Origin of the sequence: Brevibacillus daliensis, assembly GCF_021245735.1 — a bacterium.
GTDB classification, from domain to species: domain Bacteria; phylum Bacillota; class Bacilli; order Brevibacillales; family Brevibacillaceae; genus Brevibacillus_B; species Brevibacillus_B daliensis.
Map to the genome: position 1 here is coordinate 1 of NZ_JAJISB010000019.1, position 21,572 is coordinate 21,572.

24 protein-coding genes, 1 pseudogene and 1 riboswitch are annotated in these 21,572 nt (G+C 40.1%); of the genes and pseudogenes, 12 read left to right on the plus strand and 13 right to left on the minus strand.

Features of this window, described 5'->3' with window-relative positions:
* Nucleotides 1-8 precede the first annotated feature (8 nt).
* Together LM917_RS14590 and LM917_RS14595 are read right to left on the minus strand one after the other, a co-directional pair.
* On the minus strand, nucleotides 9-500 hold the full coding sequence (locus tag LM917_RS14590; protein ID WP_232698268.1) for a chemotaxis protein CheW: 492 nt from the start codon (nucleotides 498-500) through the stop codon (nucleotides 9-11).
* A gap of 76 nt (nucleotides 501-576) precedes the next feature.
* Nucleotides 577-1,077 carry an ADP-heptose synthase gene (locus tag LM917_RS14595; protein WP_232698269.1) on the minus strand — a complete coding sequence of 167 codons (501 nt, stop codon included), beginning with the start codon at nucleotides 1,075-1,077 and terminating at the stop codon, nucleotides 577-579.
* A gap of 98 nt (nucleotides 1,078-1,175) precedes the next feature.
* Nucleotides 1,176-1,317: riboswitch (yybP-ykoY riboswitch) on the plus strand.
* A 58-nt stretch (nucleotides 1,318-1,375) separates the two neighbouring features.
* On the opposite strand from LM917_RS14595, the gene LM917_RS14600 reads away from it, so the two are divergent.
* Entirely contained in the window at nucleotides 1,376-2,071 is a 696-nt protein-coding gene (locus LM917_RS14600; RefSeq protein WP_232698270.1) for a TerC family protein, read from the plus strand.
* Between the two features lie 69 nt (nucleotides 2,072-2,140).
* Here LM917_RS14600 and LM917_RS14605 read toward each other — a convergent pair whose 3' ends face one another.
* Nucleotides 2,141-2,722, minus strand: coding sequence for a GNAT family N-acetyltransferase (locus LM917_RS14605; protein WP_232698271.1), 582 nt, complete (start codon nucleotides 2,720-2,722; stop codon nucleotides 2,141-2,143).
* 117 nt (nucleotides 2,723-2,839) lie between these two features.
* A complete protein-coding gene (locus LM917_RS14610) occupies nucleotides 2,840-3,463 on the minus strand; it encodes a helix-turn-helix domain-containing protein (RefSeq protein WP_232698272.1) in 624 nt (207 codons plus the stop codon).
* 188 nt (nucleotides 3,464-3,651) lie between these two features.
* Between LM917_RS14610 and LM917_RS14615 the strand changes: the two genes are divergently transcribed.
* From LM917_RS14615 to LM917_RS24790, 3 genes and pseudogenes are all read left to right on the plus strand, one after another.
* Nucleotides 3,652-4,446 (plus strand): ZIP family metal transporter, encoded by a 795-nt coding sequence (locus tag LM917_RS14615; RefSeq protein ID WP_232698273.1) that lies wholly within the window; start codon nucleotides 3,652-3,654, stop codon nucleotides 4,444-4,446.
* A gap of 89 nt (nucleotides 4,447-4,535) precedes the next feature.
* Nucleotides 4,536-5,309 carry an enoyl-ACP reductase FabI gene (gene fabI / locus LM917_RS14620; protein ID WP_232698274.1) on the plus strand — a complete coding sequence of 258 codons (774 nt, stop codon included), beginning with the start codon at nucleotides 4,536-4,538 and terminating at the stop codon, nucleotides 5,307-5,309.
* A 193-nt stretch (nucleotides 5,310-5,502) separates the two neighbouring features.
* Nucleotides 5,503-5,625 (plus strand): annotated as a pseudogene (locus LM917_RS24790) (glycerophosphodiester phosphodiesterase family protein); the annotation flags it as partial.
* 131 nt (nucleotides 5,626-5,756) lie between these two features.
* Here LM917_RS24790 and LM917_RS14625 read toward each other — a convergent pair.
* Nucleotides 5,757-6,305 (minus strand): GNAT family N-acetyltransferase, encoded by a 549-nt coding sequence (locus LM917_RS14625; protein ID WP_232698308.1) that lies wholly within the window; start codon nucleotides 6,303-6,305, stop codon nucleotides 5,757-5,759.
* A gap of 451 nt (nucleotides 6,306-6,756) precedes the next feature.
* Complete coding sequence (locus LM917_RS14630) at nucleotides 6,757-7,212, minus strand: effector binding domain-containing protein (RefSeq protein ID WP_232698275.1); 456 nt, start codon at nucleotides 7,210-7,212, stop codon at nucleotides 6,757-6,759.
* Nucleotides 7,213-7,307: 95 nt separating this feature from the next.
* On the opposite strand from LM917_RS14630, the gene LM917_RS14635 reads away from it, so the two are divergent.
* Nucleotides 7,308-8,207: a helix-turn-helix transcriptional regulator gene (locus tag LM917_RS14635; RefSeq protein ID WP_232698276.1), complete on the plus strand. Its 900-nt coding sequence runs from the start codon at nucleotides 7,308-7,310 to the stop codon at nucleotides 8,205-8,207.
* Nucleotides 8,208-8,451: 244 nt separating this feature from the next.
* On the opposite strand, the gene LM917_RS14640 is transcribed toward LM917_RS14635, so the two are convergent.
* Genes LM917_RS14640 through LM917_RS14650 form a run of 3 tightly spaced genes read right to left on the minus strand, consistent with a single transcriptional unit; the run spans nucleotide 8,452 to nucleotide 12,389 of the window.
* Nucleotides 8,452-10,836: a UvrD-helicase domain-containing protein gene (locus LM917_RS14640; protein WP_232698277.1), complete on the minus strand. Its 2,385-nt coding sequence runs from the start codon at nucleotides 10,834-10,836 to the stop codon at nucleotides 8,452-8,454.
* Entirely contained in the window at nucleotides 10,811-10,960 is a 150-nt protein-coding gene (locus LM917_RS14645) for a hypothetical protein (protein ID WP_232698278.1), read from the minus strand. Before LM917_RS14645 ends, LM917_RS14640 begins: the two co-directional genes overlap by 26 nt.
* A gap of 46 nt (nucleotides 10,961-11,006) precedes the next feature.
* The gene (locus tag LM917_RS14650; RefSeq protein WP_232698279.1) at nucleotides 11,007-12,389 is read right to left on the minus strand and encodes a hemolysin family protein; all 1,383 of its coding nucleotides are present in this window, start codon (nucleotides 12,387-12,389) and stop codon (nucleotides 11,007-11,009) included.
* A gap of 385 nt (nucleotides 12,390-12,774) precedes the next feature.
* Here LM917_RS14650 and LM917_RS14655 point away from each other — a divergent pair, with 385 nt between their 5' ends.
* Nucleotides 12,775-13,683 (plus strand): MBL fold metallo-hydrolase, encoded by a 909-nt coding sequence (locus LM917_RS14655; RefSeq protein ID WP_232698280.1) that lies wholly within the window; start codon nucleotides 12,775-12,777, stop codon nucleotides 13,681-13,683.
* A gap of 127 nt (nucleotides 13,684-13,810) precedes the next feature.
* Here the strand turns inward: LM917_RS14655 and LM917_RS14660 are convergent, their stop codons facing one another.
* Complete coding sequence (locus LM917_RS14660; protein WP_232698281.1) at nucleotides 13,811-14,176, minus strand: hypothetical protein; 366 nt, start codon at nucleotides 14,174-14,176, stop codon at nucleotides 13,811-13,813.
* Between the two features lie 85 nt (nucleotides 14,177-14,261).
* Between LM917_RS14660 and LM917_RS14665 the strand changes: the two genes are divergently transcribed.
* From LM917_RS14665 to LM917_RS14675, 3 genes are all read left to right on the plus strand, one after another.
* A complete protein-coding gene (locus LM917_RS14665) occupies nucleotides 14,262-15,119 on the plus strand; it encodes a PHP domain-containing protein (RefSeq protein ID WP_232698282.1) in 858 nt (285 codons plus the stop codon).
* Nucleotides 15,120-15,298: 179 nt separating this feature from the next.
* The gene (locus LM917_RS14670; protein ID WP_232698283.1) at nucleotides 15,299-15,715 is read left to right on the plus strand and encodes a DUF3995 domain-containing protein; all 417 of its coding nucleotides are present in this window, start codon (nucleotides 15,299-15,301) and stop codon (nucleotides 15,713-15,715) included.
* A gap of 11 nt (nucleotides 15,716-15,726) precedes the next feature.
* Nucleotides 15,727-15,873: a hypothetical protein gene (locus tag LM917_RS14675; protein WP_232698284.1), complete on the plus strand. Its 147-nt coding sequence runs from the start codon at nucleotides 15,727-15,729 to the stop codon at nucleotides 15,871-15,873.
* Nucleotides 15,874-16,021: 148 nt separating this feature from the next.
* On the opposite strand, the gene LM917_RS14680 is transcribed toward LM917_RS14675, so the two are convergent.
* Together LM917_RS14680 and LM917_RS14685 are read right to left on the minus strand one after the other, a co-directional pair.
* Nucleotides 16,022-16,468, minus strand: a complete 447-nt coding sequence (locus LM917_RS14680; protein ID WP_232698285.1) for a GNAT family N-acetyltransferase — start codon at nucleotides 16,466-16,468, stop codon at nucleotides 16,022-16,024.
* 77 nt (nucleotides 16,469-16,545) lie between these two features.
* The gene (locus LM917_RS14685) at nucleotides 16,546-17,058 is read right to left on the minus strand and encodes a 2'-5' RNA ligase family protein (protein WP_232698286.1); all 513 of its coding nucleotides are present in this window, start codon (nucleotides 17,056-17,058) and stop codon (nucleotides 16,546-16,548) included.
* A 146-nt stretch (nucleotides 17,059-17,204) separates the two neighbouring features.
* Between LM917_RS14685 and LM917_RS14690 the strand changes: the two genes are divergently transcribed.
* The 3 genes from LM917_RS14690 (at nucleotide 17,205) to LM917_RS14700 (ending at nucleotide 20,101) form a co-directional block, all read left to right on the plus strand.
* Nucleotides 17,205-17,381, plus strand: coding sequence for a hypothetical protein (locus LM917_RS14690; protein WP_232698287.1), 177 nt, complete (start codon nucleotides 17,205-17,207; stop codon nucleotides 17,379-17,381).
* A gap of 216 nt (nucleotides 17,382-17,597) precedes the next feature.
* A complete protein-coding gene (locus LM917_RS14695) occupies nucleotides 17,598-18,173 on the plus strand; it encodes a phosphatidylglycerophosphatase A family protein (RefSeq protein WP_232698288.1) in 576 nt (191 codons plus the stop codon).
* Between the two features lie 347 nt (nucleotides 18,174-18,520).
* Nucleotides 18,521-20,101 (plus strand): alpha/beta hydrolase, encoded by a 1,581-nt coding sequence (locus tag LM917_RS14700; RefSeq protein ID WP_255668328.1) that lies wholly within the window; start codon nucleotides 18,521-18,523, stop codon nucleotides 20,099-20,101.
* Nucleotides 20,102-20,111: 10 nt separating this feature from the next.
* Here the strand turns inward: LM917_RS14700 and LM917_RS14705 are convergent, their stop codons facing one another.
* A complete protein-coding gene (locus tag LM917_RS14705; protein WP_232698290.1) occupies nucleotides 20,112-21,533 on the minus strand; it encodes an amino acid permease in 1,422 nt (473 codons plus the stop codon).
* Nucleotides 21,534-21,572: the final 39 nt, after the last annotated feature.

Genomic DNA, 21,572 nt, shown 5'->3' on the forward strand with positions numbered 1-21,572 from the left:
TCATAACATTATGGTTGTGGTGTTTCATGAACCCAAGGTGCAAAAATAGTTGGTAGATCAAGAAGCAAGAGGAGGGCTTCCTCCTGTTTTGCAATACCAGATAAATATTTTCCCTCAACACCAGCTACTACTAGAGGGGCGGGTTCTACATTCTTTGACTCAATCTTGTTCACTTCGGACACACTGTCAACAATAATGGCAGCCTCAAAACCTTGCAGCTGGATCACAATGAATCTGCTATCATCAGTTAGATCAACAGGTGGAAGGCCAAACATTTTGCGCATTTGAAGAACAGCCAGTACTTTTCCACGTAAATTAATAACCCCTTCTACAAATTGAGGTGATCGTGGAACAGTGGTAATTGGCATTGGCTTTACAATTTCCGTTACATATCCTAGTGGAAAACCAAAAATTTCTTTTCCCATTGAAAAAAATAGGTAAGATACTGATTCTTCATCTACCAAAGATGCCACGTCTAGTCTGTTTAAACCAGTTTCCATCTTTTTTCCCCCTTTGATCCTTCTATAAATAGAAACGGTTAAAATCTATAAAAGATTAAGCGATTTTGCTTATTTTCTATACTGATTTTTGTTCCATTGCATATTCAAAATCATCTATATCATAAAATTGAATGGGAATCATGTACTCTAAGAGCCTGTCTTCCCACTCATCCTGATCAGTCAGCAAGGGAGCCTCTCGTTTCATGGCAGTTAAAATCAATTCTGTTTCAATTGGGTCAAAAAAATCGTCCCACATACAAGTATCTTCCGCCTTAACAATCGTAAATTGGACCAACTCACTATATTTGATTGAAATGGCAGACCAGGGTGCTAGTAGTGATCGTTCCATCTGTTTACGATGAAAGGGCATATTAAAATATTGGATCATTTCTTTTATTATTGTTCTGACCCGTTCCTCATCTGCAGAACTTTGCATCATGGGAGTGGAATCATTTACATAATCATGAAGTTCACTGATGGTAGAAGAAGGGATAATATATTCCACAGCTTCCTTGGTAACGAGAAGATTCCCGTAAACCGCCAGCATTACAGCTTCTATGACAAATTGTTTGTTCATAGGACAACCTCCTCTTACACATCATAACTGAAAACTCCTCTTGACAACAAGGATGGCTATCCGTATGATAAAATCTATAAATGAAGTAACTCATATGTTCTCTAATCAAAGGGGAGTAGCTTTTACAGCAAAGTCGTCATTACAGGATGAAAATCCTCGGCTTTGTTGGCAACCTTACGTTGTTAGCAAGACCTTTGCCTTAGTGCTGTTATGCATAAGGTGAGGGTCTTTTTTGTTGTCAATAAGATCCTCGTAGAGGTACAAAATAAGCCCAGGAAGGGCAGAGAGGGGTAGTTGAATGATTGAAACAGAATTTATTACCGCCTTATTAATGATTATTGCCATCGATATCCTTCTTGGTGGGGATAACGCAGTCGTTATTGCAATGGCTAGCCGTAACCTTCCGAAAGACCAGAAGCGTAGTGCAATTCTTTGGGGTACAGGCATGGCGATTTGTATTCGCATTATTGCAACGTTGGTGGCAGCTTATTTGTTAAAAGTACCGTTCCTATTCTTTATCGGGGGTCTACTATTAACGTATATCGCTTACAAGCTGTTGGCTGAGGAAGAACATGACCCGGATATCAAGGGAAGTACGACACTTCGAGGAGCTATCCAAACTATCGTAATTGCAGACATGACGATGGGGATTGATAACGTAGTAGCGGTAGCAGGTACTGCAAAAGGCGACATGCTACTAATTATTATCGGACTTGTAGTAAGTATCCCGATTATCGTTTGGGGTAGTGCATTGATCCTGAAAGCAATGGAACGTTACACATGGATTCCGTTTGTCGGGGCAGGTATTCTAGCTCTGGCTGCTGCAAAAATGATTACGCATGAACAACAATTCGCTGGATTCTATACAGCTAATCCTTGGGTAGATTGGGTAATCAAGATCGTCATTATTGGTGGAGTTCTTGGAGCAGGTATCTATAAGCGATCCCAATCAAAAAAACAACAACAAAAACAAGAAGTTAATGTTAGCTCATAAGAAACATTCATATATAAGAAAAAACGCAGTAGCCATTACATAATGATGGCACTGCGTTTTTTTTGTTTTTTATATAGTAAGTTTTTTTGCTTCCCATTCCTCTCGCAACATCCCCATTTTAATGGAGTCATAATATTCTCCTCGAACGATACGAGCTTTTCTGATACGTGCTTCCATACTCATCCCACATTTTTCAGCTAGGTTTATCATTCGTTCATTGCCAGACCACGTAGCAATTCCTAAGCGGACGACATCCATTTTTTCGAATAAATAATCGATCCATAGCGAAAAGGCTTCAAAACCATATCCTCCAGACCAATACGACGAATCGTAAATAACGATGCCTATTTCACACCAATTCGTTACTTTGTCTACCCAATAGCGACCTACGGTTCCTCTACATTCCCCATCAATTTCGATTACTAATACTTCCCGAGCTTCGTCTGTTCCTACAAGAGTTAGATCGTTTTGATATCGTGTGGCCCATTTTTCAAAGGGGAGTTCTTCAATGGGTTTATAAGGTCCATTCCAGTTTAAAAATTCCCGATCCTCAGCTAAATAATGAAAGTTCCAAAATTTTTGTATATCTGAATCTGTAAGGTCGCGAAGAACTACTCGTGAACCAGCTATGTTTAGTAAGGAATTAGTCATAGGTACCTCTATTATCTGTTTTCCTTTCATTATCCTATATCATTGTAAAAAGCGCAAAAAAAAACCCGACCGAATGCCGGGAAAAATGGTATATAGAAGGGTTGGAGTATGCAGTAGTTATTCAGCGGCTGCTCTTTGCTGGCTACTTCTTGTAAACCAGCGGAATGGGTTAAGCGACCATCTACGATCATAGCGTTCCGAACGATGTTTACGACGTGTTAACCGCTGATGCATCAAATCCATCTCAAAGGTTACACGTCTCATTTCCAAACGGAGAGCTTCTTGTTTATCTTCAATGTCAGCAATTTTTTCTAGAATAGATGCTTGTAACTGGGGAAGGGAAGAAAGATTGGTTAGTTCTCTTTGGAATTGGAACAAGGTTTCCTGGACGGTAGATTCTACTTCCTTCATCGCAGTGGTCATGGGATAGGCAAGGACATTTCCTTCTGTGTTTGCTTTCGTTACTGCTGATTCCATTTGAAGCAATTCGGGCGACAACATACCTTCCGCAAACATTTCCCTCTGAATTTCTCTAAGTGAGCTGTTGCCTGAATCCTTACGATTCTTCGCTACTTGCAACAGGTTAAACCCTTCGCTACTAATTAAATAATGTCCTTGTGGGTTTTTATGTAGCTCACTAGAAGGAACGAACATATCCAGCCAATTTCGTAGTGTTCGCACATGCAAATCCAGCTTTTCTGCAACTTCCTTGGAGGCCATCCAAACATGCTCTTGTTTCATGAGTATCACTCCCCATTAAAGAAATTCCCCTGCTTGTCCTTGTTATTGATTGTATTATATCACCATTTTTTCCGGGAAAAAGGGAATCGACAAAGGTTCTAAAAACTAGTGTAGTTTCGGGGAAATAGGACAAAGACTCTGATTTCAGTACGATGGTAACCTGAAGTCCTGACAAAATGAGGGACATATTGAGAGAAGGGCGAGCGTACAATGACGGTAACGGTTTGTCCGAAAAGCAATGGGAAGGAAGGATAAAGATGGAATGGCATCCTTCATTCATGCTGCTCCTATTTCTTGTTTGTGCTGCAAGTTTACTGGGAAGCTTTGTGATCTGTTTTCGACGGCAGTGGTCGGAAGCATCTCTATTTGTGATGATCAGCATAGGAGGCGGTATACTCTTTTCCTTGACGATACTTGATTTGTTGCCACATGCTATGGATGGTGAAGGGAATCGCTTTTTACCGCTAGTGCTAGTAGGATTTATGCTGTTATTTTTATTGGAGAATGTGCGAAATGATCAAGAAAAAGTTAATGCGAATAACATGGTGGGCGTCACCTTTGGATTTTATTTACATGCTTTTTTTGAAGGTTTTTCGTTGGCAGCAGGTATGCAGGCTCATGCCTCGCTAGCAATTCCCTTGATGATTGGATTAATTCTTCACCGTCTGCCAGATGGTGTAACTGTTTCCTCACTCTTATTAGCTGCTACACGCAGTAGAGTAATGGCATTTCTTGGTGGGGTAGGGCTTTGTTTGGCTACCATGCTTGGAGCTTTTACTATGAGACTGACAGGTATGTTCATCTCTGCCTCCTGGAATCAGGCAGGGCTCGCCTTATCCGCTGGCGTATTTTTATATGTGGCTGCAAGTCATCTTGTACCATTACTTCAGCAAAAACAGGATCGAAAATTAGGACTCTATTTTGTGCTATCTGTGCTTCTTTATATGATATTTTCACTATTTTTTCATTCCCACACGATGTAGTTGTTGTACGCTATTGGCAAGAAAGGGTAGAAAAGGCTAATATAGATAACATGTACTAGTAGTAATGGAAGGAAAGGGGTTACTTATATATGAGTTTACTTCAAGGTAAAAATATTTTAATTATGGGTGTAGCTAATCATCGCAGTATTGCTTGGGGAATAGCACAATCCTTGTCGAAAGCAGGAGCCAATCTAATTTTTACATACCAAGGCGACCGCTTGAAAAAGAATGTGGAAGAACTGGCTAAAACGCTAGATCAGCCTGAACAAATCCTTCTTCCATGCGATGTCACTAATGATGAAGAAGTAGCAACACTATTCGCTTCCATCAAGGAGCGTGTTGGAGTACTTCACGGTCTTGCTCATTGTATCGCCTTCGCTAAAACTGAAGATTTGGAAGGGGAGTTTGTTAATACTTCCCGTGAAGGATTCGCACTTGCACATGACATTAGTGCCTATTCACTGGTAACTGTGGCAAAAGGTGCACGTGAGTTGATGACAGAAGGCGGAAGTATTGTAACACTGACTTACCTGGGTGGAGAACGTGTCATGACGAACTATAACGTAATGGGTATAGCAAAAGCAGCGCTTGATATGAGTGTTCGTTATTTGGCTAGTGATCTGGGCAAAGACAATATTCGTGTTAATGCGATTTCAGCAGGTCCTATCCGTACCTTGGCAGCAAAAGGAATTAGCGGATTTAATGCAATTCTAAAAGAGATTGAAGAAAAAGCTCCACTACGCCGTACAATTAGCCAAGAAGAAGTTGGCGATACAGCCCTATTCCTGTTCAGTCACTTGTCTCGTGGAATCACCGGGGAAGTGCTGCATGTAGATGCAGGGTATAATATTATGGGTCGATAAGCCCGAAGCATATCTCCATTTTTTCGCGCTCGTCTTCGCCCCCGTGAGGAGGAGACTGGCCGCTACGTAAAAAAACCGGGGAAACGCAAAAAGTCGTGACGCTCACGAAGGTGAGTCACGGGTTGCGTTACAGATCCCGGTTTTTTTGCTTCGCTCGGCAAGGGCTTCGCCAGGCGCGAAAAAATGGAGTCATGATCAACTCGCAGTATATGGTGGGGATAGACCAATTGCTGCGATAAAAGAACGTATCCCTAGTTTACGAACAATGTCAAAAGCAACCATGAAAAAGGATCTTCTTACTTATATCGCGTTAGGCTCTGTTAGATTAAATTGTTGATTTGCTACACAAAATTAGGTTGTCTTAATAGACAACCTAATTTTAATGGTTTTTGATAATTTGTTGAACAATATAGTAAGATTGCATAATAAAAATACCACATATTATACTTATTTCATTGGATTGAAAATACCATAAAAAACAATATCTTCAAAAGAGTCGTTTTTATAAATATGCTCTTTTAGAGTACCTTCGTATATCATTCCACAATTTTCCATTACCTTTCCAGATGCTGGATTTGATTTAAAATGACGTGCATACACACGATGATAATTCTTCTCTTTAAAAACAAATTCTAAAATTGCTTTGGCTGCTTCTGTTGCATATCCATTTCCCCAATATTCTTCTCCTATCCAGTAACCAATTTCACCATTTTTGTATTGTTTATGATTTGAAATACCAATACAACCATATAACTCTCCGCTATTTTTGTCTGTTATAGCGAATTCATAAGTTCGGTCTAATTCAAAGTTTTGCTCATGGTTTGCAATCCATGAAAGAGCACATTCTAAAGGATAGGGGTATGGTAAACTCAATGTGCTTTTGTACATATTATAATTATTACACAATATGCTAACATTTTTTGCATCAGATTCTTTAAATAGACGTAGAAGTAATCTATCCGTTACTATTGTTTTTTCTGTTTTACTATAAATCATTATTTTCACCCCATCAAAAATAAATAATTTTTGCTTCACCTTATACAACTTCTTTATCATTGTTGAAGCTTTATTAACCAATAAATATCTCTGATTTCCTATGTATAATGCAATTCAGGGTACTTTAGAATCTTAGCTTGATGGTCATGGGGACTGCCCCACGTTTGTGAGATAGGGATAAAACACCGTACTAGTTTAGTTAAGAGAAGATTGTTCCTTCTCTTAGAGTGTCGTAACAACTAAGTTCTTTTTTGTGTGTTTTGTTAGGATGATGAGGAATGTGACAATATCCCTTACTATATAAAAAAGATCCCCTAGAGAGAAATCTAAGGGGATCTTTTCACTACTTTTTCATTCCTAAATAGAAAATCAGTAAAAAACAGTTACATTGTGTCCCGTGTACTAAAACTTCTCAAACCATAAAGCAGTAAAATGATAAAAGTTCCAAAACCTAACTTTTAATTGGCACCCACAATTCAACTTCGGCATTCAGTGGATTTCCATTCAAAAGAACTTCAAGAATTTCTTTTCCGTTATATTTTGAAGCATTGTCTTCATTTGTAAAAAACTCATTTTCAAGTTTATCAAATAAGAGCCTTGAAACTCCATCATTTGTAGTAAGTACTACATAAGATTGTGAAGATATTTCTAAACTTTCATATCCGTCATTATAATCATCCGATACTACACCCGCAAAGTATTTTATTCCGCTTTCTATTGGAATAATAACAGCATATCCTTTTTTATCTGTTGAAATAGGCATAAGTTCTTTCATCATGCCTTGATTAAACAATTCCTTAAAGAACTCTGTTTTTTCTTTCGAGTATTTTTCATCATTTACTCCTTGCCCTTGTATCTCAATACTTCTACCAATTAATTTAAATGTTTCTCTGCTTTTAACTTTCATGGTTATTAACCTCCCTTTATATTATGCTATGATACTATCATAGGTAATATGGCAACTGTATGTCATATTAAAAGTAAATTTATGAGGGAGAATTTATGAAAATAGATAGGCATATGGGAATAATTTCTTACCTAATAGACCATAAAAAAACAACAGCTAAAGAATTATCTGAAAAATTCAATGTAAACATAAGAACAATTATGAGAGATATAGACGACCTTACTTTGTCTGGAATACCTCTGTATTGTGTAAAAGGTAAAAATGGTGGTATATATTTGAGCGATTCAGTTGAGTTAAATAAACCTCCGTTGTCGAAAACGGAGTTGATTTCAATTGAAACAAGTTTAAAAAGCAGGCTACAAGTACTAGATGATAACTCAACATTTAATGCAATACTAAAGTTAAATAAAATTGGAGAAACCCCAGATTTTGAAATAGACTTGTCTCTTTCAAAAGGAAATACGGAGTTAAGAAAACTTGTTTTGGATTTACTTTCAGCTATACGAAATAATGAATTGATTAGTTTTAACTATATAAATTCACAAGGTGAAGAATCAAAAAAGACTACTGAACCATATAGAGTTGTATATAAAGACAGAAGCTGGTACATGGACGCTTATTGTTATTCCACAGAACGATTCAATATCTATAAACTTGCAAGAATATCAAACCTTAGTATCATAGGCACTTTCTCAAAAAGAGAATATCGACCACTCTCCTATAATGGCGGTGAATGGATGGAAAAAGATAAAGTTCCAGTTACTCTATTAGTAAATAAATTAGTTATTGATAAATTCTTAGAATTACTAGGAAGAGAAAACATTAAGAATGTAGATGATACATGGTATTCTGTAATCTATCCTCTAAATGATAATGTATTCGGATATAATACTCTCCTTAGTTATGGTAAATTCGTCAAAGTTGTATCGCCCGCTTCATTTTTTAATAATTTTACGAAATATATGGATGAGGTAAGAAATTTATATAGTGAATAGTATTTAGTTTTTATATTTCTTAAAATCAATTTTCTACCCTTATATTTGGGGCTAAGTTTTTTATTTTTTGGGCAATGTTAGCAATTTTTGGTAGGAATAACTCGGGTTAACAACAGGTTGCTTAGGGGAAATAGCTAACCTTTCGTTTGTAAATTACTTTGGAGGGGAATGAACAAGAGAAAATACATTAAAAAAACTAGAAGCAAAGCCTATTTATCAATGGCTTTGCTTCTAGTTTTTTATTCTATTCCTTTTTACCTCGTCCCATTTCGGAAACAAATCGGGACATTCTAGTTTTCCTACCGAAGCGTTCGGTTGGTACTCCTAAGAAGAGGTCGTGACGGGCTCTGGTTACGGCTACATACATGAGGCGGCGTTCCTCCTCAATGGCATCCTTGTTGCCTTGGCGTGCCTGATCCATGGCGAATTCGTGGGGAATTGCACCTTCTACAGCATCTACTACAAAGACGGTATCGAACTCAAGTCCTTTGGCGCGATGTATGCTTAGAAGTTGGACTGCATCATGTTGATTTTGCGGTTTTTTACGCCATTCGGCTTCTTTTTCCAGCATGTCATCTACATAGCGTAAAAACTGAGAGAGAGAAGGATGACGTTTGGCGGCAACAAGCAATTGGCGTAATTCATCGGTAGAGCGCTCTTGTTCTTTTTCAGGACGATCCTTGTCCCGTTTTTTTACATAATCTCGTAGCTTTACGTCCTCATAAATGGTCTCCAGTGCATGCGCAGGAGTTGCATTATGCAGCGTACGTAAGGTTTCCGTTACCTTGCGAAGATGTGACCGCTGAAAAGGCTTAACCTGCGTCAGATGAGGCAGAACATCCAGCTGTGGACAATTGTTTAAAATGGATTGGCTACGAATATCATTCCAAATCGTTGACGATAAGTATAATGTTGGCATGATTTCTCGCAATGCAGTTTCGTTTTCCGGTTGAACAGCGAGACGAAGATAGCCTAACGCCCAGCGAACGGTTTGTTTGCTGTAAAAAGGCTCATCCTCTCTCGTAAACGAAAAGGGAATCTCAGCTTCCGTGAGGCGTTCCACAAGTGGGCGTGTCGATTCATATGTCCGAAAGAGAATCGCGAATTGACCAGGAGATGCGCCATGGTCCAATCTCATTTCAATCTCATCAATAATGCGAGAAGCTTGTTCTTCTTCGTCAACAGGTTGGAACAAATAGCACTCTCCCTCTTCTTGATGGAAAGACTTCAGCTCTTTTTTCCAACGAGTCTGGTTGTTACCTATTAAAGAATACCCCAATCCTACAATGGAAGAACGAGAACGATAGTTTACTTCGAGAGAAATGGTTTTTGCACCGGGATAGTCCTGTGTAAAACCTAGAATATACCTGGGATCACTGCCGCGGAAGCCATAGATTGATTGGTCATCGTCACCGATGACACATAGGTTGTTATGTGGTGCCGCGAGTAATTTTATCGTTTCATATTGGACCTTATTACTGTCCTGAAACTCATCAATCATGATGTAATGTAAGCGATCCTGATAAAAGGAAAGGATTTTCGGATCGTTTTTTAACATTTCATAACAACCGATCAGCATGTCGTCAAAGTCAAACCAGCTATATCTTTTTTTCTGCTCCTCATATAGAGGGTATAATTCCTGCGCCTGTTTTTCTTCCGTACTCTCAGCAGGTAGTAGCTGTGCTTCACCAGGAACAATGTACTCATTTTTCCAGCGACTAATAATACTCATCACTGCTTCGAATTCAGATTCCTTGGCGATCGGTGTATCCATGTGAGTAAGAGCGCCTGTCTCACGTAAAAATTTTCGTTTTTGCCAATCCTGCCTTAATAGATGGGATTGGTCCCAGCGATCAGGCTGATGATGCAGGAGCATACGATAAAACAAACTGTGAAAAGTACCGGCAATAAGCGAATTAGCTTGTCCAGCTGGAAGTGTCTGCTGTAGCCGGCGCTTAATCTCACCGGCGGCTTTGGTTGTAAAAGTAACTACCATGATAGAGCGAGGATCTACCTTTTTTTCCTGAATCAAATAAGCGGTACGAGCAGTCATCACCCGGGTTTTTCCACTACCAGCTCCAGCCAGAATAAGGGTAGGCCCTTCCGTTGTATGAACGGCTTTTTCCTGAGCAGGATGCAGTGGAGTCTGATGCTGTTCATCAATGGTTTCAATTCGCTTCTTAGGCTTCATCATAATTCGATAGCTTTTATGAGCAGGTTGGGTAGGCTGGGATGAAAGAGTAGCCTGATTTGTGCCGATGCTCCGATTCGTTGGTAACGTGAATCCGCCAATTTTGGTTTCTGTTTCTTTCTCTTGACCACTTTTGGCTGATGTGACTTGACCTAAAGATGCCTCGTTGCCATCCGGTGTTAATGCAGTTACAGCTATTTCAGTATTCTTAGAGGCTTGCTCCATGAAGCTTTTCCACTGATCAGCCTGGCAATCAGCATTATTTCTGACATGTTGAAAATATGGTTTCTCGCTTATTCCAGCTATCAGGTTTACTTGTTGGTTGCATATAGGACAAAAAAGCTCCCCTTGTTTGGCATACATGCGCCAGGTGGGAATTTTTGCATACGTGTCATCATGGAGAAGGAGCAGTTCATCCTGTTTTTTTGCAATCCTCATTCTTGGGGTTCTCAATGTTATTCACTCCAACCATTTTTGCTGCTTCTCTGGCATTATTTCTTACCATGTCATAAATAAAAATATTAGAGGAAAGCAACTTTGAAGGTAATCGATCCTTTGCCACTAAAAAAATGCCCCTCCTTGTTACGAAAGAGGGGCATCTGTAGGCGCTACGCTTCTAGAAGTATGCCGCTTTGAGGATTCTCAGGCGTGTCCTGGGAATCTGTATCAAGTTGTTCTATTGCGATCCGGTTAATCCGGTAATTTTCATATTCAGTAATAGTGAATTTGTGTTGATCAAATGTTACTACTTTACCAAGCTCAACTTCTTCTTCCAATCGACCGAACACCCAACCAGCAATGGTATCAGCATCATCAGATTCGAGATGAACCGGGAGAAAATCGTTCAGATCAGAAAGTAGCATTTTTCCTGAAACGGAAAACATGTTAGCCGCTTTCTTTTCAATTTCAGGTCGTTCATACTCATCGAACTCATCCTGAATATCACCAACGATTTCTTCCAAGATATCTTCCATCGTGATAAACCCGGCGGTACCACCATATTCGTCAATAACGATTGCGATCTGTATCCGACGTTTTTGCATTTGACGAAGAACATGACTGATTTCCATTGATTCTGGAATGGTCAGAATGGGACGGACGAAATTGCGAATATCAGCCGAACCTCCATTTAATGCTGCCAGATAGATATCGGACGAATGTACGAAACCGATGATTTTGTCCTTGTCTTCATGAGCGAATGGTAATCTGGAATGACGATGCTCGCGAATAATCTCCAGATTCTCTTCAAATGTGTTGTCATCATACAGTACGATCATGTCAACACGAGGAATCATGATTTCACGGGCAAGCCGCTCAGAAAAAATAAACACATTATCAACCAAATCCCGCTCGTCTTTGTCAATATGGCCGCTTTTCTCACTTTCATTCACGAGAATGCGAATCTCTTCCTCCGTATGAGCTGTCTCATTTTCCGTAACAGGTTCTATACCTAGGCGGCGCAATAATGCATTGGCTGTGCCATTTAGGATATAAATGACAGGATAGGTTAATTTGTAAAAGAGCAACAGTGGCGCTGAAACCCAGAGTGCTGTGGATTCTGCGCGCCGGATAGCCAATGATTTCGGTGCCAATTCACCAATAACGATGTGCAGAAACGTAATAATACCGAAAGCCACCGTGATTGAGATGGTAGACAAGTACGCTTCTGACGAAATAAAGGTACCCAGCAAAGGTTTCACAATCAATTTTGATACAACTGGTTCACCGACCCAACCTAGGCCAAGTGAAGACAACGTGATACCAAGCTGACAAGCTGACAGAAAGGCATCCAGTTGATGAGAAATTTTTTGCGCATAAACGGCGCTCTTACTGCCTTCGTTCACTAATTGAGTCAAGCGCGACTGGCGCACTTTCACCAAGGAGAACTCGGCTGCTACGAAAAATCCGTTCAGAAGAACCAAAAAAATGGCAAGCAATATCAAACCTGTTCCAGTAAGAAGGTTCGACGGACCTATCGGTATATCGCCCAAGACTGTCTCCACCCCTTAGCTTCTGTAAAGGGGGAGAATTCACCTCCATCTTTCTTAAAAGTTTCTATATATAATATACTGGTAATTGTAAAGGTTAGGACAAGACGGTGTAGATTGGTATGTTTGGACTTAAACCTCAATAGGAAAAATTCTATATAACGATTAGTATAACAGTTGTAGAAAAGGATAGTCAAAACCAGTTATGCCTAATTCAGTGAGATGTAGAAAATGTTCATGGAACGTAAGGACTGGAAAAGTCGATAATGAACAGGATTTTGCCCTGTTATTGAGGAAAAACAAATAGAAGGAACATCACGTGTAAACGGACACTTTGTCATGGAAATACTGATATACGTAATAAAAAAAGAAGGATGTGCATGATTTAATGACAAAAACATATGCGCCTACGATGATAACAGAAACAATAGGTTTTTTCCCGGGGAGCGTAAATATCGGAATCGTTGTAACGGCAGATGGTGCGGTATTGATTGATTCTGGATTAGATACCCAAACCGCTAAGAAAACAAAGAAAGGACTGGACGAGATCTCCCAGCCCTTGCATGCCATTATCCAGACACACTCTCATGCAGATCATTTTGGCGGGAATCATTATTTGCTGGCTCAGTACCCAAATACTCGTGTATATGCTCCTGTTCTGGAAGCGGCTATTATAGAGAATCCAATTCTAGAGCCCATCTATTTAGGCATGGGGGCAGAACCACTTGCAGAATTACGCAATAAATTTTTGTTGGCGGAACCATCACGTGTAGATCAGTTACTTCCAGAAAAGGGTCCTCTGAAAATCAGTGATCGGACTTTCGAGATTATTCCACTGCCCGGACATAGCTGGAATCAATGTGGGGTGGTTGTGGATGGGATATGTTTTGCAGCAGATAGTTATTATTCACCCGAGGTTTTACAAAAGCATCGCCTGCCTTTTCTTGTGGATGCCGAGGAAACAGTGAAAAGTGTAAGGTTGTTACAACAAACTGCTTACCTGGGATACATACCTGGACATGGAGATTTTGAAACGGATTGTAAGGAGACGCTTCAATATAATCTGGAGTACCACCAAACAATTCTGGAGCAAATTCATGAGTTATATACGATACATCCTTCCAGTTTAGAGGAGGGACTTCAGATCATTTGTGAAAAAAGAGAAATCAACATCACGAATATGACGAGTTACGTATTGTTTCGAACAGCATTTATGGGATACGTGGTCGGACTGAACAAGCAAGGAAGGCTTGAGTATGAATTCAAAGAAAATCGACTGATGATACGAGGAAAATAATCAGGAAAATGTAAGAAGATACAAAAAGGATACATAATGAAAGGGAGTCTTCAAAGTGCGGAAATGACTGCAACTAGTGAAGTTACTCCCTTTTTTGTGATAAGATAGGGAGTGGAGTATTGAAAGATTATTGTGCAAAAGAAGAGGACGATCTACTCAGATAATCGGCTATTTCAGCTAGCTTGTGTTCTGCTGCAGCCTTGATTGCCCGGGGAATAACGAGTCCATCTCGGGAATTACGCATTGCTTTTTTACATTTGAGATAAGGGGAGCCAATTTTGACGGACGGTTCACTTTGTTCACCTTGAAACGGTGCAAAATGAGTTGGGATTCGCAAATAATAGGTCATCGAGGTAGATGAATCATAGATGGTGGCATCATATACAGGGGAGTTATTATTGCCGATCCGGCGAAAACCTTGTTGTACCAGAGTCTGATCCACATTACTTAGCGGTTGAACCATTCCAATTAATGCTTTGCTTTCCAGTTGCACAAAGACTCCCTCCTTGTGGTTCGTTTCCTTTCAGATATATGAGGAGAAACATTTTTTCAGAATGATTTTTATTGGGGTGATAAAGATGAATATTCAATGTGATTTTCATACTCATACACAGGCGTCTGATGGAACCACATCTCCGTCAGAAAATGTACAACTAGCCAAAAAAGCAGGGTTACAAGCCGTAGCTATTACCGATCACGATACGATTGCAGGAGTAGAAGAAGCACTTGCCGCTGGGGAGGAACTAGGAATTGATGTCATTCCCGGTATTGAAATAAGTACGGCTCACAATGGGCGTGATATTCACGTATTAGGCTATTATGTTCCCTATAATGATCCTGCGTTTCAAGCAAGACTTACGGAACTGAGAGATGTACGTCATTTGCGCAATGTAAAGCTGATTACTCGTTTGCAAGAAATTGGTATCGATATTACGGTTGAAGATGTATACCGTCGGAAAACCAGCTCTGGCAAAAATATTGGACGCCCACATATTGCAGAAGAATTGATACTGAAGGGGCATGCGGAGTCCATTAATGATGCATTTGCCAAATATCTTGGCGAGGGTGGGGCTGCGTATGTGAATGTGGAGCGAATCGCCCCAGAGGAAGCTATTACTCTTATTAAAAAATCCGGTGGAGTAGCTGTTCTTGCGCATCCAGGTCTGTATCATAATGATGAACTTGTAGAGGAATTGATTGTTTTTGGATTAGATGGTATTGAAGTACACCATCCTGATAACAGCGAGGAGAATAAAGCGTATTATCAACAATTAGCTGATGATTACGGGCTCATCGTTACAGGTGGTTCCGATTATCATGGTATCAGAGGCGATGAAGAGTTCCATGCTCCACTTGGCAGCTATGGTGCTTCCCTGCAATCCTTGGAGAAAATTCGTAAACTGGCTGAGATTAGAAGAGGAACCCTACAATCATAAAGTAAGAAGGAAAATAAAAGACAGGTAATGCATGTAAGATAGGGCATGAAGTGCACACCTGTTTTTTTGTTCGGAGTGTAGGATAAGCTAAGAGAAAATAGAAAAAAGTATGAAAAGAGCATATTTTTCTACAAGTGATATCGATGTGGATAGGAATTTGTAAAGAATAGGAGGATGTAATGGTCATGATCATAACAATTATAGCTGCTTGCACCTTGTTTGCTCTTAGTTTGCTTCATGTTTTTTGGGCATTTGGTGGAAGGTGGGGAATGAATTTTGTTATCCCTGAACAAGAAGGTGAACGGGCATTTTCACCTAGTGTTGGAATGACCTTGCTTGTTGCTTTATTGCTAAGCATGGCAGGAGTTATTCTCCTTCTTCAGGGCAATCACATATCCTTACCTACAAAATATTTGATTGTCCAAGTAGGTGCTTGGATTTGTGCTATTGTTTTTTGTTTGAGAGTCATTGGCGATTTTCATTATTTTGGGATTTTCAAGAAAGAAAGAAGAACGAAATTCTCTATGATGGATACATTTCTTTATATTCCACTTTGCGCTTTTTTATCATTTTCTTTTATTGTCACCATAATGTAAGGAGGGCAAAAATGAATCAAAAGGCTATGATTATCGGCGGTGGTATTACAGGTCTTTGTACAGCTATTGCCCTTCAAAGAATAGGGTTAAAACCTATTACAATAAACAAAAAAAAGCTTTCATCGTCCATAACTTTGGACATAGACTTGAAAGCTTAGAAGATTAGGTTTCTATTTCAGACGTATCTTACTTAATCCAGCCCACGATTCAGATCCTACACGTTAAAGATGTAGTTTTTTATGATCTTGAAACCGTCTAGTTTAGTATCTCTTTTTTATAAACCGCTCATCTTTTTTAAAAGCAACATTAGAGAGATTTTTCCATCATGACGTGGTCAATGCCTGCGTCTTCGAAAACTTCACCATATGCTACGTACCCTAACTTTTCATAAAATGCTTGAGCATGTAGCTGTGCGGATAGCTTTAAAGTATGAAAAGAATTCTTTTTAGCTACCTCCTCCATTACAAGCATGAGCTCGCGACCCAATCCTGTTCCACGAGTTTCCTTAAGAACAGCAACACGCTCCACCTTTGCAATATCCGCTTCATAAGGGCGAAGCCTGGAAGCAGCAACAGGATGTTCTCCTTGGTAGGCGACAAAATGGATGGTTGGGCAGGATAACGTATCGTGCTCATCAATCTCCAGTTCTTCGGGGACCTGTTGTTCGTGTACAAATACAATGCGGCGTACGTTCATAGCATCTTGTAATTCTTTTTCAGTTTCAACGATATTAAATTGATAGGTTGATTTCATGTAAGTTCCCCTCCTACTAATAGATAAAATCCTCCCTCGTATAGAATCCGAGGGAAGGATTAGGTTAAAGCATATACTTATTCGCCTGTCAAATCAAAGGATTGTTCGATTTTCCAGCGACCATCATCATGTTGCTTGATTAAATGGATTTGTGTAAAGCTGGAGGTTTCGTTAATATTCATCATACTTAGTCTTCCCACGACATCTTTTAACTCTCCGTCGCTTAGATCGCGACCAATTGTTAAGTGAGGAACAAAAATAAACTCTTCCTGATGACTGTTAAAGTAAGAGAGAACCTTGTTATGCACATTTTCCACGATTTCTTTGTTTTGAAAAGACAAAAAGATCACATTTGTGGTTGGATGGAAGGTAGATACCCGATGGAACGTCAACGAAAACGGAGATGTGTTGCTTGCCACTTCCTGTAGATGAGCTTTGATTTTTTCTAGTTCATTTTCATCTGTCGCAAAAGATTCCTTTAGACGAATGAAAGGCGGAATTAATGCATAGGTAGGATCGTACCGTTTGCGATAGGAATTAGCGCGTTCTTGCACTTCTTTATTTGGAAACAGGACAATACTGTATGTCATAAAAAACCTCCTTACCTCATAGGTATCCAATTCAATGATTACGCTTCCCTTTATATTAACAGAAAATTTAATCGATGTATAATGTTGCAATGTTCTTGTATAACCTTTCCTTTTTCAGGGAATGGATAAGGGGAAAGGAGGGGAGTATGTTGAAGAGTCCCCTAATTATGACCTCTGCCTTCTTGGGAATTAGCACATTATTTATTCTTTTGTTTATTCTCATTCGAGCGATCCTGAGGACAGACACAAGCATGACAGTTCAGTCTATCAAAAGCATTGATAAACAACCTGATCCAGGTCCCACGTCAGGTTCAGGAGAGTAGATCGAAAGAAATTATCATCTATTATCTAGCAGAAAATGAACCAAAGTATCGAAAAAGAGTACTGCTTTATTTAGCGGTACTTTTTTTATGTAAGAAAGAGTCGAATTTACAACAGATATTACTGTTTCTTTTTTTGGATCGTACAGGCGCATCTACTGCTCAATGTGATACTATATAAAAATAAGCTAAATAGTAAATAACAGGGGGAAGCTGTAGATGACTATTAGAAAAGTACACAGCCAGGAAGTAAAAGACGCAGCGCTCGCGAGCTTGGAAGAGCGCGGTGTAACATTAACAGACATTGCGGAGATCGTTCACGCCATGCAGTCTCCCTATTATCCAAGCTTGACTATAGATGCATGCCTTGTAAGTGTGCAGGCTGTTTTAGACAAGCGAGAAATTCAACATGCATTGCTTGTGGGAGTAGAGCTGGATAAATTGGCCGAAAAAGGTATGCTATCAGAACCGTTGCAATCTATCGTAGCAGCAGACGAAGGATTGTTTGGCTGCGATGAGACTCTTGCACTAGGCTCTGTATTTGGATATGGAAGCATTGCAGTTACGACATTTGGACATCTGGATAAACAGAAAATTGGTATTATTAAAAAGTTAGATAATAAAGTATCGGGTAAAGTCCACACGTTTTTGGACGATATGGTATGCAGTATAGCAGCAAATGCTTCGAGCCGCATGGCACATCGATTACGTGATGAAGAAGAAGCAAATGCAGAAGAGCTTCGCATCAAAGTTGATATGGTGAAGCCAGTAGATGCTGCTAATCAAGTGGGATAAGTTATTTATAAGTTGAGAGAGGCTTTTTTCTGTATTGTCCAGGAAAGAGCCTTTTTAACTGTATCGGAATGTATAAACTACGAAGCCTCTCATCCCGATACGCATGAAAAGCATCCGCTGATGAAGGACCAGCTTCTTCGAAAAGGCTTCGATAGAAGCTTTTCTTATTTCGGTTCCGTCTATTTCACTTTTTTCTTTATTGTAAACATAATGTAAAAATTAATTATTTTTTTAAAAAAATAATTGACAATTCTGATAAAAATACTGATGATGTTATTAAAGGATATTTTTTCCAATCAGGAGGGATCAATGTGCGAGTATCTCATTTAGTCCCAGCTTTTCTTACCTTGACCATCATCTCATCTGTAACTTCAACTATTTCTCCCACTACTGTATATGCCTCAATTCCCGCCCCCACTCTTCAAGACGATAATCCAACTGGCACGTTTGGTGATTGGTATACCGGGGCAGTACCACCCAATTATTCAGAGGACAAGCCTGTCATTCTTTTTGTCCAAGGTCTTCATTCCAATTACAAGACGTTTTACCGTACTGGAGGGCTATACGAAGCAGCATACATCGCTGGCTATCGAACTGCTTTTGTTCAGCTTAAGGATGCAGAAGGTGGCGACGGCGGTAATATATGGACGAATGGTCAGGTGCTTGCCGATTTGATCAAAAAAGTTGCCCAACACTATGAGGTAGATCAACTGGCAATCGTAGCCCATTCAAAAGGTGGCATTGATACACAGGCAGCTCTTGTTCATTATGGAGCAGCACCTTATGTACACACGGTCCATCAGCTGGCTACCCCCAATCGTGGTTCTGAGCTGGCTGATATGGCTTACTCCACCTGGACTTCTTGGTTAGCTGCCATACTTGGTCAGAAAGATGATGCAGTCTACTCTCTGCAAACCTCCTATATGGCGAACTTTCGACAACAAACGGATCAGAAAAATGAAGCAAAACTAGCCAAAACCTATACATCTGCGGGAACTGGAGATGATGGATGGTTCTCCGCCACTTGGTTTGCCCATGCCGTACTACCTGGGCAGGATGATGGCGCTGTCTCCACAGCTTCTGCACATGGTCTTCCCTATGGTATAAATCATTTTACTCTTGATATCTCGCACGATGAAATGACAGATGCCAATTATGTTTGGGACAAGATTGAATCGAGACTTTCATATGGGATGAAGATAACGGATGAAGAGCTACAAAGGACAGATGATGTAGTAGTGCAGGACGAAGGTGAGGAAAAGCTTGCCAACATGATTTTACGAGGTGGTGAAATCGCAGGGAAGACTGATGACTTTTTTCTGTTAGAAAGTGGTGTGGAAGAGATTATGATTGATGTTATGACAGCAGATAAGAGAACGAAAGTAAAGCTGATCAGTCCAAGCGGTAAAATCTACTCTCCTAAAATAGTGAAGCCAGAGAATAATAAAAACGAGAAAGAGCAAGGTGCTTCAGAACCCCCCGTGATCTTCCAGAATGCTGTCCACAATGGATTTATGATAGACACGCCTGAAGCAGGCAAGTGGAGCATTTCCATGAATGGGAAACAAGATGCCTACTTTATGTACGCCCAAGTTGAGAGTGATAGTGAGATTCTGATTAAAGGGAAACAAAAGCTGTTTGATCCAGGTGAACAAGGTGAACTTTTGATCGAGAGTAATCTATTTTCTATTCAGGAAGACTTGCTTCATCGCTCTGCATTAATAAAGACTGACAAGTTAAAAGTGATGGACGGCAAGAAAAATGTTCGTACTGTGAGTAATAAAAGAGGAGCCACGAGTTATTTTGAAGCGCCTCGTGACCCCGGCATTTATAATCTTTGTTTAGAAATAACAGCAGTAAACGAGCGTGGAGAGGAATTTTCTCGATCTGTCATTTATAATTTTGCTGTTGGAAAAGATATTGATTGATATTTCTGAATTAACTGGAAATATGTTTGTTTGGTTCTTTATCAAGATCACTTGATGACTTGGCATTTGCCTTTTTCCAGATAAAGTAGGCGATCGTGATGAGAATTAACCATGGAAAGCCGAGAATGAGCGTATATTCAAACATTGGTGAGAACCAGGTTGAAAGAACTACCGCTGCCAATAACAATGCACCAAGAATTGTGAGATACGGGTAACCAATCATTTTGACTGGTAGCTGACGTCCGCCTATTTCATTCCATTTTTTACGGAAGAACAGGTGGGTGACGAAGATCATGAACCACGTAAACATGGCACCGAAGCTGGATAGTGAAATCATCGTTGTAAAGGCTGTTTCAGGAGAGAAAATGGTGAAAAGCGTTGCGAAAGTGATACCGATTGTTGATAAAATGAGGGCAGTTACAGGTACACCACGTTTGCTCAATTTGCCGAAGCTGGCTGGAGCATACTTCGCTCGGGACAAGGAGAACATCATCCGCGTTGAAATGTATAGCTGGCTGTTCATCGCAGAGAGAGCAGCAATCAGGACGATAAAGTTCATGATTCCACCAGCGCCAGGAATAGACAGACTTTCCATTACGGCTACGAATGGACTCTTGTCTCCACCAGCATCCTTCCAAGGAACGATCATCAGCATTAGCGTAAGGGTAGCCAGATAGAAAACAATGAGACGAATGACAGCGGAGCGCAAGGCAATCGGCACAGCTTTTTCAGGTTCTTGCGCTTCTCCGGCACTTACTGCAATCATTTCAATACTGAGATAGCTAAAGAGTGAGATGAAGATGGCTATCCACATTCCCCATAATCCATTAGGGAAGAAACCGCCATTATTCGTATAGTTTTGTGGACCAATGCTTTCAGGTCCGGGACCTACAATCAGATAGGTAGCAAGAAAAATAAATCCTACAATTGCAATTACTTTGATAAGAGAGAACCAATATTCTACACGACCAAACATGTTAACGCTTGTAGCGTTGACGAAAATAAGGACAGCTGAGAAAAGAAGGACCCAAACAGCACCTGGAACGGTTGGGAACCAGTATTTCATATAAACAGCAACTGCAGTTACCTCTGTTCCAACTGCACAAATCAGACAAAACCAATACGAATATCGAACCGTAAAGCCTGCCCATGGATTTACATACTTTTCGGCGTAAGCACCGAACGAACCGGAAGTAGGATGCGCAACTGTCATTTCAGCCAGACAGCCCATTAACAATAAGGCGACAATGGCACCGATTGCGTAACTGAGAATTACGCTGGGACCTGCTTGACCAATTGCTAATCCACTTCCCAAAAAGAGTCCTGTCCCAATTGCCCCACCAATTGCGATCATGGAGAGCTGCGGGGTTGTTAAACCCCTGTGCAGCCCTTTTTCACGTTCCATGATATCCTGGAAGTGATCTTTTTTCATGATATTCCCCCTTTTACTTTTATTCACAAGCAAAGTGTA